This is a genomic window from Rhizobium sophoriradicis, assembly GCF_003939025.1.
GTDB lineage: Bacteria > Pseudomonadota > Alphaproteobacteria > Rhizobiales > Rhizobiaceae > Rhizobium > Rhizobium sophoriradicis.
In genome coordinates this window covers 1-13605 of record NZ_RQIH01000023.1, presented here as the reverse complement: position 1 = coordinate 13605, position 13605 = coordinate 1, and the positions used below count along the sequence as shown (strand labels likewise).

At 62.7% G+C, this 13605-nt stretch carries 7 protein-coding genes; 6 read left to right on the top strand and 1 reads right to left on the bottom strand.

From position 1 onward, the window contains the following. Positions 1-27: 27 nt before the first annotated feature. The 4 genes from EFR00_RS29295 (at position 28) to EFR00_RS29280 (ending at position 8404) form a co-directional block, all read left to right on the top strand. Positions 28-3228 carry an efflux RND transporter permease subunit gene (locus EFR00_RS29295; RefSeq protein ID WP_077994862.1) on the top strand — a complete coding sequence of 1067 codons (3201 nt, stop codon included), beginning with the start codon at positions 28-30 and terminating at the stop codon, positions 3226-3228. 288 nt (positions 3229-3516) lie between these two features. Beyond that, positions 3517-5301 carry an IlvD/Edd family dehydratase gene (locus EFR00_RS29290; protein ID WP_077994861.1) on the top strand — a complete coding sequence of 595 codons (1785 nt, stop codon included), beginning with the start codon at positions 3517-3519 and terminating at the stop codon, positions 5299-5301. Positions 5302-5460: 159 nt separating this feature from the next. Beyond that, entirely contained in the window at positions 5461-7251 is a 1791-nt protein-coding gene (locus tag EFR00_RS29285) for a putative bifunctional diguanylate cyclase/phosphodiesterase (protein ID WP_077994860.1), read from the top strand. A gap of 304 nt (positions 7252-7555) precedes the next feature. Continuing rightward, the gene (locus tag EFR00_RS29280) at positions 7556-8404 is read left to right on the top strand and encodes a GNAT family N-acetyltransferase (RefSeq protein ID WP_077994859.1); all 849 of its coding nucleotides are present in this window, start codon (positions 7556-7558) and stop codon (positions 8402-8404) included. Here EFR00_RS29280 and EFR00_RS29275 read toward each other — a convergent pair. Then, complete coding sequence (locus EFR00_RS29275; RefSeq protein ID WP_077994906.1) at positions 8401-9318, bottom strand: DMT family transporter; 918 nt, start codon at positions 9316-9318, stop codon at positions 8401-8403. The genes EFR00_RS29280 and EFR00_RS29275 overlap by 4 nt on opposite strands. Positions 9319-9510: 192 nt before the next feature. On the opposite strand from EFR00_RS29275, the gene EFR00_RS29270 reads away from it, so the two are divergent. Then, positions 9511-10809, top strand: coding sequence for an adenylosuccinate synthase (locus EFR00_RS29270; RefSeq protein WP_064684793.1), 1299 nt, complete (start codon positions 9511-9513; stop codon positions 10807-10809). 61 nt (positions 10810-10870) lie between these two features. Next, positions 10871-13396, top strand: coding sequence for a hypothetical protein (locus EFR00_RS29265; RefSeq protein WP_077994858.1), 2526 nt, complete (start codon positions 10871-10873; stop codon positions 13394-13396). The last annotated feature ends 209 nt before the right edge of the window (positions 13397-13605 follow it).

Below are 13605 nucleotides of genomic sequence, written 5' to 3'. Positions count from 1 at the left end.
CATGTTCACCCCGGAGAGGGCTTTGATATGAACATCTCCAGATTCTTTGTCGACCGCCCGGTTTTTGCCGGCGTCCTTTCGGTCCTCATCGTGGTCGCCGGTCTGATCGGCCTGAGGGCGCTGCCGATTTCCGAATATCCCAACGTCGTGCCGCCGTCGGTCGTCGTGCGCGCCACCTATCCCGGCGCCAATCCGAGCGTCATTGCCGAAACGGTGGCGACACCGCTCGAAGAGCAGATCAATGGCGTCGAGGACATGCTCTACATGTCGAGCCAGGCGACGTCGGACGGCGTGCTCAACGTGACCGTCACCTTCAAGCTCGGCACCGATCCCGACAAGGCGCAGCAGCTCGTACAGAACCGCGTTTCGCAAGCCGAGCCGCGCCTGCCGGCGGAAGTCCGCGCGCTGGGCATCACCACGGTCAAGAGCTCGCCCGACTTCATCATGGTCGTCAACCTCGTCTCCGACGGAAACAGTCACGACATCACCTATCTGCGCAACTACGCGACCCTCAACGTCAAGGACCGGCTCGCCCGCATTCCGGGCGTCGGCCAGGTGCAGGTTTTCGGGGCCGGCGACTATTCGATGCGCGTCTGGATCGATCCGCAGAAGGCCGCCGAGCATGATCTCGCCGCCAGCGATATCAGCAACGCCATCAGCTCGCAGAACGTCCAGGCCGCCGCCGGCATCATCGGCGCGTCGCCCAGCCAGCCGGGCGTCGATCTTCAGCTCAACGTCAATGCTCAGGGCCGTCTGCGCACGCCCGAAGAGTTCGGCAACATCATCGTGAAGACGGGCGCCAACGGCGAGATCACCCGCCTTCGCGATATCGCCCGCATCGAGCTCGGCGCCGCCGACTATACGCTGCGCTCGCTGCTCGACGGCAAGCCGGCTGTTGCCGTCGCCGTTCTTCAGGCGCCCGGTTCGAACGCGATCGAGATCGCCGACAATGTGCGCGCGACCATGGACCAGCTGCAGCTGGCCATGCCTGACGGCGTCAAATACGAGATCGTCTACGATACGACGAAATTCGTGCGCGCCTCGATCGAGAAGGTCATCGATACGCTGCTCGAAGCTGTCGCGCTCGTCGTCCTTGTCGTCATCCTGTTCCTGCAGACATGGCGCGCCTCGATCATTCCGCTGATCGCGGTTCCGGTCTCGATCATCGGCACCTTCGCGGTCATGTATGTCTTCGGCTTCTCGATCAACGCGCTTAGTCTGTTTGGTCTGGTGCTGGCGATCGGCATCGTCGTCGACGACGCGATCGTCGTGGTCGAAAACGTCGAACGCAATATCGAGCATGGGCTGTCGCCGCGGGCGGCCACCTACAAGGCGATGAAGGAGGTCTCCGGCCCGATAGTGGCGATCGCGCTGGTCCTTGTCGCGGTCTTCGTGCCGCTCGCCTTCATCTCCGGCCTGTCGGGTCAGTTCTATCGCCAGTTCGCGCTGACGATCGCGATCTCGACCGTCATCTCCGCCTTCAACTCGCTCACCCTTTCTCCGGCGCTCGCAGCCCTTCTCTTGAAGGGTCACCATGCGCCGAAGGATTGGCTGACGCGGTTCATGGACGCCATTTTCGGCTGGTTCTTCCGCGGCTTCAACCGTGTCTTCGGCGCCGGTTCGAATGCCTACGGCAAGGGTGTGGGCGGGCTGGTGTCGCGCAAGAGCATCGTCATGGTGGTCTATCTGGCGCTGGTCGGCGCGACCTACAGCATGTTCACCACTGTCCCGGGCGGCTTCGTGCCGTCGCAGGACAAGCAGTATCTGATCGGCTTTGCCCAGCTGCCGGATGCCGCCAGCCTCGACCGCACCGAAGATGTGATCAAACGGATGACCGACATTGCTCTCGCCCAGCCGGGCGTTGCCAATGCGATCGCCTTTCCGGGCCTGTCGATCAACGGCTTCACCAATTCTTCGAATGCCGGCATCGTCTTCGTGACGCTGAAGGACTTCGAGGAGCGCAAGACGCCCGATCTCTCGGGCGGCGCCATCGCCATGACGCTGAACCAAAAGTTCGGCGCCATCCAGGACGCCTTCATCGCCATGTTCCCGCCGCCGCCGGTCAACGGTCTCGGCACGACGGGCGGTTTCAAGCTGCAGATCGAGGATCGCGCCGGTCTCGGCAACCAGGCGCTCGACGAGGCGACCAAGGCGGTGCTTGCCAAGGCCTATCAGACGCCCGAACTTGCCGGGCTGTTCTCCAGCTTCCAGATCAACGTGCCGCAGCTCTATGCCGATCTCGACCGCGCCAAGGCCGAGCAGCTCGGAGTTTCCGTCACCGACGTCTTCCAGACGCTGCAGATCTATCTCGGTTCGCTCTATGTGAACGACTTCAACGCCTTCGGCCGCACCTACAGCGTCCGTGTGCAGGCCGATGCGAAATTCCGCGCCCAGCCGGAAGATATCGGCCAGTTGAAGGTCCGTTCGGCATCGGGTGAGATGATCCCGCTTTCTGCCCTGTTGAAGGTCGAGCCAAGCACCGGTCCGGAACGCGCCAACCGTTACAACGGCTTCCTTGCCGCCGATATCAACGGCGGTCCGGCGCCGGGCTTCTCCTCCGGCCAGGCCCAGGCGGCAATCGAGAAGATCCTTCGCGAGACCCTGCCTGCCGGCATCGACTTCGAATGGACGGATTTGACCTATCAGCAGATCCTGGCCGGCAATTCGAGCGTGGTGGTCTTCCCGCTGGCGCTGCTGCTCGTCTTCCTGATGCTCGCCGCCCAGTATGAAAGCTTGACGCTGCCGCTTGCGATCATCATGATCGTGCCGATGGGCGTGCTGGCGGCCTTGACGGGCGTCTGGCTCACCGGTGGAGACAACAACATCTTCACTCAGATCGGCCTAGTCGTCCTTGTCGGCCTCTCGGCGAAGAACGCGATCCTCATCGTCGAATTCGCCCGCGAACTGGAGTTCGAAGGCAGAACGCCGCGCGAGGCAGCGGTCGAGGCCAGCCGTCTGCGCCTTCGCCCGATCCTCATGACCTCCATGGCCTTCATCATGGGCGTCGTGCCGCTCGTCGTCTCCACAGGCGCCGGTGCGGAAATGCGTGCAGCCATGGGTGTCGCGGTCTTCTCCGGCATGATCGGCGTGACGTTGTTCGGCATCTTCATGACGCCTGTCTTCTACGTGCTGTTGCGCCGGATGACGGGCAACCGTCCGCTCGTCCAGCACAAGCCGGACGAGCACAAGGAGGAAGAGGCCGAAGTCATCCGGCTCGCTGCCGAATAACGCAATTCAACCTTCCTTTGTCGAGTAAATCGGGCGGGAACTTCGGTTCTCGCCCGTATCGTTTTTCGGCCATCCGACAAAAATGCTTTACGTGCATCAAAACGGTTGCAACCATGGCCGAGGAGACTATCAAAGACGGATAGCAGCTGGGAGGAGCGGCGCGGCCTTACCTCCGCCATCTGGATACGCAACGCCGAAGGCCGGAGCGCTTGCGGAAGATGGTGGTACGGGCGGAAGGCCCCCGCTTCTCGACTTCGAAGAGAAGTGTGGCCGATCGGGAGGATGGTAATGACGGACAGCCAAACGAAGACACGCCGCCTGCGTTCGCAGGATTGGTTCGACAATCCCGATCATATCGATATGGCAGCGCTCTACCTCGAGCGTTTCATGAATTACGGCATCACGCCGGAAGAGCTACGCTCCGGCAAGCCGGTCATCGGGATTGCCCAGAGCGGCAGCGATCTTACGCCCTGCAATCGCGTGCATATCGAACTCGCCAAGCGCGTGCGCGACGGCATTCGAGATGCCGGCGGCATTCCGATCGAATTTCCGACACATCCGATCTTCGAGAACTGCAAGCGCCCGACGGCCGGACTCGACCGCAATCTCGCCTATCTCGGTCTCGTCGAAATCCTCTACGGCTACCCGCTCGATGGTGTGGTGCTGACCACCGGCTGCGACAAGACCACGCCTTCGGCGATCATGGCTGCGTCGACGGTCGATATTCCGGCGATCGTGCTCTCCGGCGGGCCGATGCTCGACGGCTGGCACGAGGGGGAACTGGCGGGCTCCGGCACGGTGATCTGGCGGATGCGGCGGAAATATGCGGCAGGCGAAATCGACCGGGAGGAGTTTCTGCAGGCGGCGCTCGATTCGGCTCCTTCCGTCGGCCACTGCAACACGATGGGCACCGCTTCGACGATGAATGCGCTGGCCGAAGCGCTCGGCCTGTCGCTGACCGGGTGCGGCGCCATTCCGGCTGCTTATCGCGAGCGCGGCCAGATGGCCTACCGCACCGGGCGGCGGGCCGTCGAGATCGTGTTCGAGGACCTGAAGCCGTCGGATATCCTGACGCGGGCGGCGTTCCTCAATGCCATCCGTACCAATTCGGCGATCGGCGGCTCGACCAATGCACAGCCGCATCTGGCGGCCATGGCCAAGCATGCCGGTGTTGAACTTTATCCCGACGACTGGCAGGTGCATGGCTTCGATATCCCGCTGCTGGCCAATGTCCAACCGGCCGGCGCCTATCTCGGCGAGCGATATCACCGCGCCGGCGGCACCCCGGCGATCATGTGGGAGCTGCTGCAGGCCGGAAAACTCGACGGCGACTGTCGCACGGTGACGGGTAGGACGATGGCCGAGAACCTGAAGGGGCGGGAGGCCAGCGACCGCGAGGTCATCCGGCGGTTCGACGACCCGCTGAAGGAGCGCGCCGGTTTCCTCGTTCTCAAGGGCAATCTCTTCGACTTCGCCATCATGAAGATGAGTGTGGTTTCAGAGGATTTCCGTCGGCGCTATCTCCAGGAGCCCGGGCGAGAAGGCGTCTTTGAGGGTAAGGCGGTCGTCTTCGACGGCTCGGAAGATTATCACCGTCGCATCAACGATCCCGCCCTCGGCATCGACGAGAATACGATCTTGGTGATCCGCGGCGCCGGGCCGCTCGGCTGGCCGGGGTCGGCCGAGGTTGTGAACATGCAGCCGCCGGATCATCTTCTGAAGCGCGGCATCCGTAGCCTGCCGACGATCGGCGACGGCCGTCAGTCGGGCACGGCGGACAGCCCCTCGATCCTCAACGCTTCGCCGGAGAGCGCTGCCGGCGGCGGCCTGGCCTGGCTTCGCAGCGGCGACACGATCTGCATCGACTTCAACCACGGGCGCTGCGACATGCTGGTGGATGGCGCCGAGATCGAACGGCGCAAGGGCGAGGGCATTCCACCGGTGCCGGCGGATGCGACGCCGTGGCAGCAAATCTACCGCCGTTCCGTCACGCAGCTGGTCGATGGCGCTGTTCTGGAAGGGGCAGCGGACTTCCGCCAGATCGCGAAAAGACCACCGAGGCATAATCACTGATCCCGAAGCTGCGGCAGATCGCAAGTCCGTTGATCCAAAAGGGGAAAGCCGTAACGAAGATTTCACCTCGTCATTTGTTCGGTCCATAGGGCAAGGCTTCCTTAATGCCGGCCGAAGACCATATTGCAATGACGCAAGTCTTCTAAGGCCGAGGCCGTGTTGCCAGAAAATGAAGCCACACGATCCGAACAAGAGTTTCAGGATCTTCTGCGCCGGCTCGAACTCGCTCTCGACGCATCCCGGATCGGTGTCTGGGAGCATAGCATCGCAAAGGACGGGATCTTATGGGACGCACAGATGCACCGGCTCTACGAGACCGGCGAGACATGTCGGCAAGTGCCGGTATGGTTCTGGGCGAACGCGATCCATCCCGACGATCGAGAGCGGGCCGAACGTGATTTCGAGCAGGCCATCGCTGCGCGCGGCGCCTATGACTCGCAATTCCGAATCGTGCTGCCGAGCGGCGAAATCCGGCATCTTCGCTCGCGAGCGCATTTTTATGTGGATGCGGAGGGGGCGCCCTCCTTCATCGGCGCCGAGTGGGATGTGACAGCCGACGTACAGCTCAACGCCGAGCTTGCACGGCAGAAGATGATGGCCGAGGCGAGAGCGCTGGCGCTCGAGGAAAGCAATGCGCGTATCGAGCATGTCGCCGATCACGATTATCTCACCGGCTTGCCGAACCGGCGCCTTCTCGACAAGCGGCTGGCGGAGCTGCCGGCCGACAGGAGCGTCGCGACGCTTGGCGTGCTGCATCTCGATATCGATCAATTCAAGCAGATCAACGACAGCCACGGCCATGCGGCCGGCGACGCCGTGCTCAAGGCCGCAGCCCTTCGCCTCGCCGCCGCAATACCCGCAAACGGCATGGTTGCCCGCGTTGGCGGCGACGACTTCGTCGTCGTGCTGGTCAATTTCACCGATCTCGCCGAGCTGAAACTGATCACCGAAGATGTTCAGCGGCGGCTGCGGAAAAAGATCCGCTACGGCCAGGAGATGCTGCAATCCGGGGCTTCGATCGGCGTATCGTGGAGCGCCGATCGGCGGGTGCGCAACCTGCTGGCCGAATCCGACGTGGCGCTTTACCACGCCAAGCAGCTCGGGCGAAACCGCATCGAATTCTTCACGCGGCAACTGCAGGAGGATCTGCGATCCAAGCGTCGCTTGGTCGAAGAGCTGAAGCTCGGGCTGGAGCGCGGCGAGATCATTCCTTATTATCAGGTGCAACTCTCTGCCAGAACACGGCAGGTTATCGGCTTCGAGGCGTTGGCGCGCTGGAAACATCCGGACAAGGGCGTGCTCGCCCCGGGCGTATTTCTGAAGATCGCCGACGAGCACGGGCTTGCGGCTGAGATCGATGCGGCGATCTTGAAACGTGTTCTCGAGGACCGGCAGTTCTGGCAGTTACGCGGCCTTGCGGTTCCGCGCATTGCCGTCAACATTTCGGCGTCGCGCCTTGCCGACCCGGCGCTGCTCCGCAAGCTAAAAACACTCGACATTCCGCCCGGCGCAATCGTCTTCGAGCTGGTCGAGACGATTTTCCTCGACGACAGTGAAGAGACGCTGCTCGATCATGTCGATGATATCAAACGGCTGGGCATCGACATCGAAATCGACGATTTCGGATCGGGCCACGCCTCGCTTATCGGTCTCGTCAAGCTGCGGCCGAAGCGACTGAAGATCGACCGGCAACTCGTTGCCGAGGTCGTCAGCTCGCAGGAGCAGCGGCGGGTGATCGGTTCGATCGTCGAAATCGCCAAGGCGCTCGATGTCGAGGTGATCGCCGAGGGCATTGAAACCGAGTCGCATGCCACCGTGCTGGCGCAGCTTGGCTGCGACGGTTTGCAGGGTTATGCTTTTGGTTACCCGGCGCCGGCGGCCGAGACAGAACGGCTGTTCTCGCCGCTCACGAGTGGAGCCGAAAAGCAGAAGGCAGCGATAGGCGGCTGATATCCAGCCGAACCGCTCCTCGTCTTCAAGACGAGGTGAACGAGCAGATTTCGGCGCGGGATTTTATTCGCGCCGGCAGGAAGATAATCAGGCGCCAAGTAATTTTCTTGAGCTTGCAACGGCATTGTTTCATGGTAATGCGGAAACGAAGCTTACTGCATTGCATCGGAAATGATTATACGCAGCGTCAAGACCATCGGCGCTGTTCCTCCATCATTCGCAAGCGCGAACGGGAAGCCGTGATCTGACAATTGCTTTGCTGTTGGCGGGATGGACTTGCGGGACATCAATCTGGGAAGATCGCATGAATTCGGAATTTGCCGTTCGTTCGATGCGGCCCGGCGAATTGGAGCTCGTGCTCGAATGGGCGCGTCAGGAGGGATGGAATCCCGGCCTCGACGATTCGCTTGCATTCCTCGAGGCTGATCCGTCCGGGTTTTTCGTCGGCTCCATCGGCGAAGTCCCTGTCGGCTCGATCTCGGTCGTCAAATACGGCGACAGCTTTGCCTTTCTCGGCCTCTACATCGTCCACCCCGATTTCCGTGGCAAGGGTTACGGCAAAGCGATCTGGCAAACGGGGATCGCTACGGCGGAGGGCCGGACGATCGGTCTCGACGGCGTCGCCGCGCAGCAGCAGAACTACCGCAGGGCCGGCTTCGAACCCGCTTATCTCACCATTCGATATGGCGGCGTCGCCAGCGCCCTGCCGGCCTCGACGCTCGTTGCGCAGCCGGTGCTGGATTCGCGCCTGGAAGGGCTGCTGCGTTATGATTCGGCGATCTTCCCGCAGCCGCGGGAAACCTTCCTTGCCGCCTGGTGTACCGGCCGCAAGGGACGGCGTACCGCCGTCGTACGGAAGAGCCATAAAATCCGTGGCTACGGCACGATCCGCCGCTGCTATGAGGGCTACAAGATCGGCCCGCTCTTTGCCAATGATGCCGATAGCGCCGCGGCGCTGCTTGCCGAACTGGTCCCGGAGGCGAAAGGGGCAACAGTCTTCATCGATATTCCCGCAGAAAACCGCGAGGCGATCGCCCTTGCTGAAGGCATGGGCCTTCAGCCGGTGTTCGAGACCATGCGCATGTATCGCGGGCCGGCCCCCGCCACCCCGCTGAAACACGTCTTCGGCGTGACGACCCTGGAGCTTGGCTAATCCACCGGTGAGGCGGGCGCCGTTGGAGCCGAAGCTTTCGGACGGCCTTTTTCGGCGATGGCGATACCGCCGAGCGTCAAGGCCAGCGCGACCATATGGAAGGACTGCAGCGTCTCGCCGACCAAGGCGACCGAGAGCAGGGTTCCGAATACCGGCACGAGATTGATGAACAGGCTGGCCCGGTTGGCGCCGATCGCCTCGACGCCCTTGATGTAAAGAATCTGCGCCAGCAGCGAGGGGAAGATCGCCGTGTAGAGAGTGATGCCCCAGCCGGCCTGATCGGGCCATTGCGCCGCGCCCCGGCCTGCCTCCCAGAGGAGCAGCGGCAGCGATGTCAGCATGGCGGCAACGGCCGGGAAGGCCATCAGCGTTCGCCAGTCGACCGGCGGTTTCCAGCGCAGGAAGATCGTGTAGAGCGAATAGGCGACGATGGCGATCAGCATCAACCCGTCGCCCCGGTTGAGCTGCAGCTGCAGCAGCGTGGCGAGGTCGCCATGCGCTGCTGTCAGAGCCACGCCCACCAAAGTCATTGCGAAGCCGAAGCATTGCGCCAACGAAATGCCCGTGCGGAAGAAAACGAAATTCAGCAGGAAGATCAGCATGGGAATGCCGGCCTGCTCGATGGCGACATTGATTGCCGTCGTATACTGTACCGCCGAGTAAAGCATGGCATTGAAGAGGGTGTAGCCGATGGCGCCGTAGCAAAGCAGCAGCGGCAGGTTTTTCCTGGCGACCGGCCAGTCCTTCTTGAGTTGCGGCACCGAGATCAGGGCGATCATCGCAACGGCAAGGAACCAGCGCAGGAAGGTCAGCATCATCGGGCTGACATGGCCGACCGCGAGCTTGCCGGCGACGGAGTTGCCGCCCCAGCAGAGGGTGGCGATGACGAGGCAAATATAGGCCGTGGCTTGCAAGAGCGTTCTTTCTCGTCTTTTGGTGATCAACAAGCGGCGTTTTCCCAGGGGAAATAGCCTGCCGACTGCTGTTTTGTCACGTAAAAAGCCCAATCGCCTGTGACAACAGGGTCGCTTTCCCAAAAACAAAGCTTTATAGATGCGCGGGTTTGAGCAGGTGCGCGGTTCCGCGCCGGTAACAGGAAGAGTTAGATGACGAACGTAGTCGTGGTCGGTTCGCAATGGGGTGACGAAGGCAAAGGCAAGATTGTCGATTGGCTTTCGGAACGCGCGGATATCGTCGTGCGCTATCAGGGCGGCCACAATGCCGGCCATACGCTCGTCATCGACGGCACGAGCTACAAGCTCTCGCTGCTGCCGTCCGGCGTCGTGCGTCCGGGCAAGATGGCGGTGATCGGCAACGGCGTCGTCGTCGACCCGCACGCGCTGATCGCCGAGATTGGTCGGCTGGAGGCCCAGGGTGTGAGCGTGACGCCTGACAATCTGCGCATCGCCGACAATGCGACGCTCATCCTGTCGCTGCACCGCGAACTCGACGCGATGCGCGAAGATGCGGCCTCCAACAGCGGCACCAAGATCGGAACGACGCGCCGCGGCATTGGCCCGGCCTATGAAGACAAAGTCGGCCGCCGCGCCATCCGTGTCATGGATCTTGCCGATCTCGACAGCCTTTCCGGCAAGGTCGACCGAATCCTCACACATCACAACGCACTTCGCCGCGGCCTCGGAGTTGCCGAAGTGAGCCACGAGGCGATCATGGAGGAGCTCACCTCCATCGCCGACCGTGTGCTGCCGTTCCGCGACACCGTCTGGCTTTTCCTCGACAAGGAGCGTCGCAAGGGCGCCCGCATCCTCTTCGAAGGCGCACAGGGCAGCCTGCTCGACATCGATCACGGCACCTATCCTTTTGTGACCTCCTCGAACACGGTGGCCGGCCAGGCCGCGGCCGGTTCCGGCATGGGACCGGGATCGCTGGGCTATATCCTCGGCATCACCAAGGCCTACACGACACGTGTCGGCGAAGGCCCGTTCCCAACCGAGCTCACTGATGAAATCGGCCAGTTCCTCGGCGAGAAGGGGCATGAGTTCGGTACCGTGACAGGGCGCAAGCGCCGCTGCGGCTGGTTCGACGCCGCGCTGGTTCGCCAGTCGGTCGCCACCAACGGCATCACCGGCATTGCGCTCACCAAGCTCGATGTGCTCGACGGCCTCGAGGAACTGAAGATCTGCGTCGGCTATATGCTCGACGGCGAACAGATTGATCATCTTCCCGCAAGCCAGGGAGCGCAAGCTAGGGTCGAACCGATCTATATCACGCTCGAGGGGTGGAAGGAATCGACCGTCGGCGCCCGCAGTTGGGCGGATCTTCCGGCGCAGGCGATCAAGTATGTTCGCCAAGTCGAAGAGCTGATCGGGGCACCTGTCGCGCTCCTGTCCACCAGCCCGGAGCGGGACGACACGATACTTGTGACCGATCCGTTTGAGGATTAAGGTCACCGGTCACTGCGGAGGCTAGGTTCGGGAGAATACCGGACTTCTTGAGAAAGTACTGATGGCGGATTTTATTGCAGTCATTCGGCGGGCCGTCGACGGCCTGGCCGAAAATACCCCCGAGATGCGGGTAAAGGTCTACGAACGTGCTCGCGGCGCAGTGCAGCGGCAGCTCGAGAACATGAAGCCGCGTCCGCCGGAAGCCATGCTGCAACGCCAGCTCGAAAAGCTCGAGGCCGCCATCCGCGAAGTGGAGGGTGAACACTCCGAGGCGCTGTCGGTCGGTGAGGCGAGTGAGGCCGTCGCCGCGCCGGAGCCCGTCGAGGAACACGCGGCTCACGGTGAAAGCGAACCGGCGCCTGTGTCTCAGCCGGCCGTCGACGAGCCGGTTGATGCAGTCGAGGCAGAGCCGCCGGCAGAAGAGGTCGTCGAGCAAACCGAGCCCGTTGAAGCCGGTGCACACGAGCAAGCTCCGGAAGAGGGCGTGGCCGAGGAGCCGCAGCCTGCGGAAGCAGAGCTTGTAGAACCCGAGCCCGCTGCACCCGAATCCGTGCCAACAGCAGTCTCCGCCGAGACGGATGCGCCCGTCCAGTCATACTGGCATCCCTCCCATGAGGAGGAGGCGCCGGCCGAGGAATGGCGTGCCGGTGAGGCGCGTGATGTCGCTGCCGAGGAAGTGGCGTCTGAACATGACGGCTTCGAACCGCAGCCTGCCGGACATGGCTATGCGGAGGCTGGTGACGATCGCGCCGACGAGCAGAACGCGGCGGATGCCGACGAGGTTGCGGCCGAACCGGCTACGCTGGAAAGCCACGAACCAAATGGCGAGGCCGCTTACGAGCCCATCGAATCTTTCCAGCCGGCCACGCGCGGCATTGAGCACGCGTCCAACCGGTTGGTCGAGCCGGTCGCCGATTTCAATCGTGCGCAGGAATTCGTGGAGCACAGCCGCGAGGAGCCGCTGCAGGCGGATGCGGCTGCGCATTTCGACCCGGTCTGGAGAGAGCCGGCTGCCGAAACACCGGCTCCAGCGCCGAAGGATGCCGAGACCGAATGGGCCGAAGAGGAACTCCGGCAATATTCGGAAACGGCTCCTGTCGCCGCCGACACTTCGGCGCGCGCCTTCGAAGAGGTGATATCAAGCCTCGAAAAGATAGCGCCCGCGGCCGTCATGCCGGCTGCAAAGGAAAGCTTCTCCTGGGAAACGGCCGCCTTCGACGATCTGCCGCCGATCGAAGTCGGCAGCAACAAGAAGACGCCGGTTGCCTCGCATTTCGACGATGTCGATATCTTTGCCGAAGTGCACGATGGCAAGGCCGCGCCGGCTGCCGGCGCGCCGAACGAGGCATGGCGCGAAGCCAAGGCACTACGCGGTTATGACCGGCGCGGCTCGGTCGCCGCCGACGATGACGATGCCAATCCAGCAATGGATATCGATCAGATCGTCGCCGCCAAGTTGCAGGGCAAGAATTTCCGCATGGAGCCGAAGCGGCGTCGCTTCGGCATCGGCACGGTGATCACCCTCATCTTCGCGCTTATTCTGATCGGCGGCGGCGCCTATGCCGGCTGGATGAACAGAGAGGCGCTGGTGGCGATGGTCGATGGGCTTGTCAGCTCGGCGCCTTCGCAGTCCACGAGGAACGAGGCGGCAATGACGCCGGCGGGCTCCGAAACGCCGGCTCAGCCGAGCACGCCGACGCCAGGCCAGCCAGCCGCGCCGGAAGCGCAGAACGCGCCAGCGCCAGCGGCACCGGCACAGCCGAACCAGCAAGTGGCGTCATTGAACAATGACGGCGCTGCGGCCAATTCCAAATTCACCCAGCGACTGCTTTCCGATGGAACCGAAGTCGACAGCGGCCCGGCGGCCGTGCCGGGAACGCCGACCGCCGAGGGGAAATCGGTGGCCGAGCAGAATGTCGCGGCTGCGGATGCGCCGGCTGCCAGCGCGCAAGGTGATGCCGTCCGGCCGGGAACGCTGACGCCGAACGGTCCTGCGGCATCGCCGCAGCAGGCCGCCCCGGTTGGGTCGTCGGAAAAGATGTTCCTTTACGAGGAGCGCATCGGCCAGAGTTCGCCGACGGCGATCGAGGGAACGGTCGTCTGGAGCGTGCAGCACGAGGCCGGCCAGGGTGGAAGGCAGGAAGCGACGGTGCAGGGCAACGTCACGGTTCCCGAGCGCAATCTCTCGGCCCTCGTCACGTTCAAGCGCAACTCCGATCCGTCGCTGCCGGCAAGCCATCTCGTCGAGATCGTCTTCTCGGTGCCGCCGAACTTCGAGGGCGGCAGCATCGAAAGCGTCCAGCGCATCTCGATGAAACGCACGGAACAGGATCGCGGCGACGCGCTGATTGCGGTTCCGGCCAAGATCACCGACGATTTCCACATGATCGCGCTCAACGATTATCCCGATGCGCGCAAGGCCAATCTCGACCTGATGTCGACCCGCAACTGGATCGATATCCCGATCACCTACCGCAACGGCCGCCGCGCGCTGCTGACGATGGAGAAGGGCGGCACGGGAACGGATGCCTTCAATACCGCCATCAAGGAATGGACCGCGCTCGGGGATGTCTCGACTAGCCAGTGAGGCAGCTGCCACTGGCCGTGGCAGCGTCTCGTCCTTGTTGAAAGCATCATCTTCGGAAATAAAGAAAACGGCTTGGCTCCCTCTCTTCTCCCCAGCGGGGACTGTTGCAAAATGCTGAGAATATGATTCCGTTGTTTTTGAACGGAGATGATTTGGATGGCGGTGAAGCAGACGGGTCAATTCAGCTTTGTTGATGCGTTGTTGCCGCA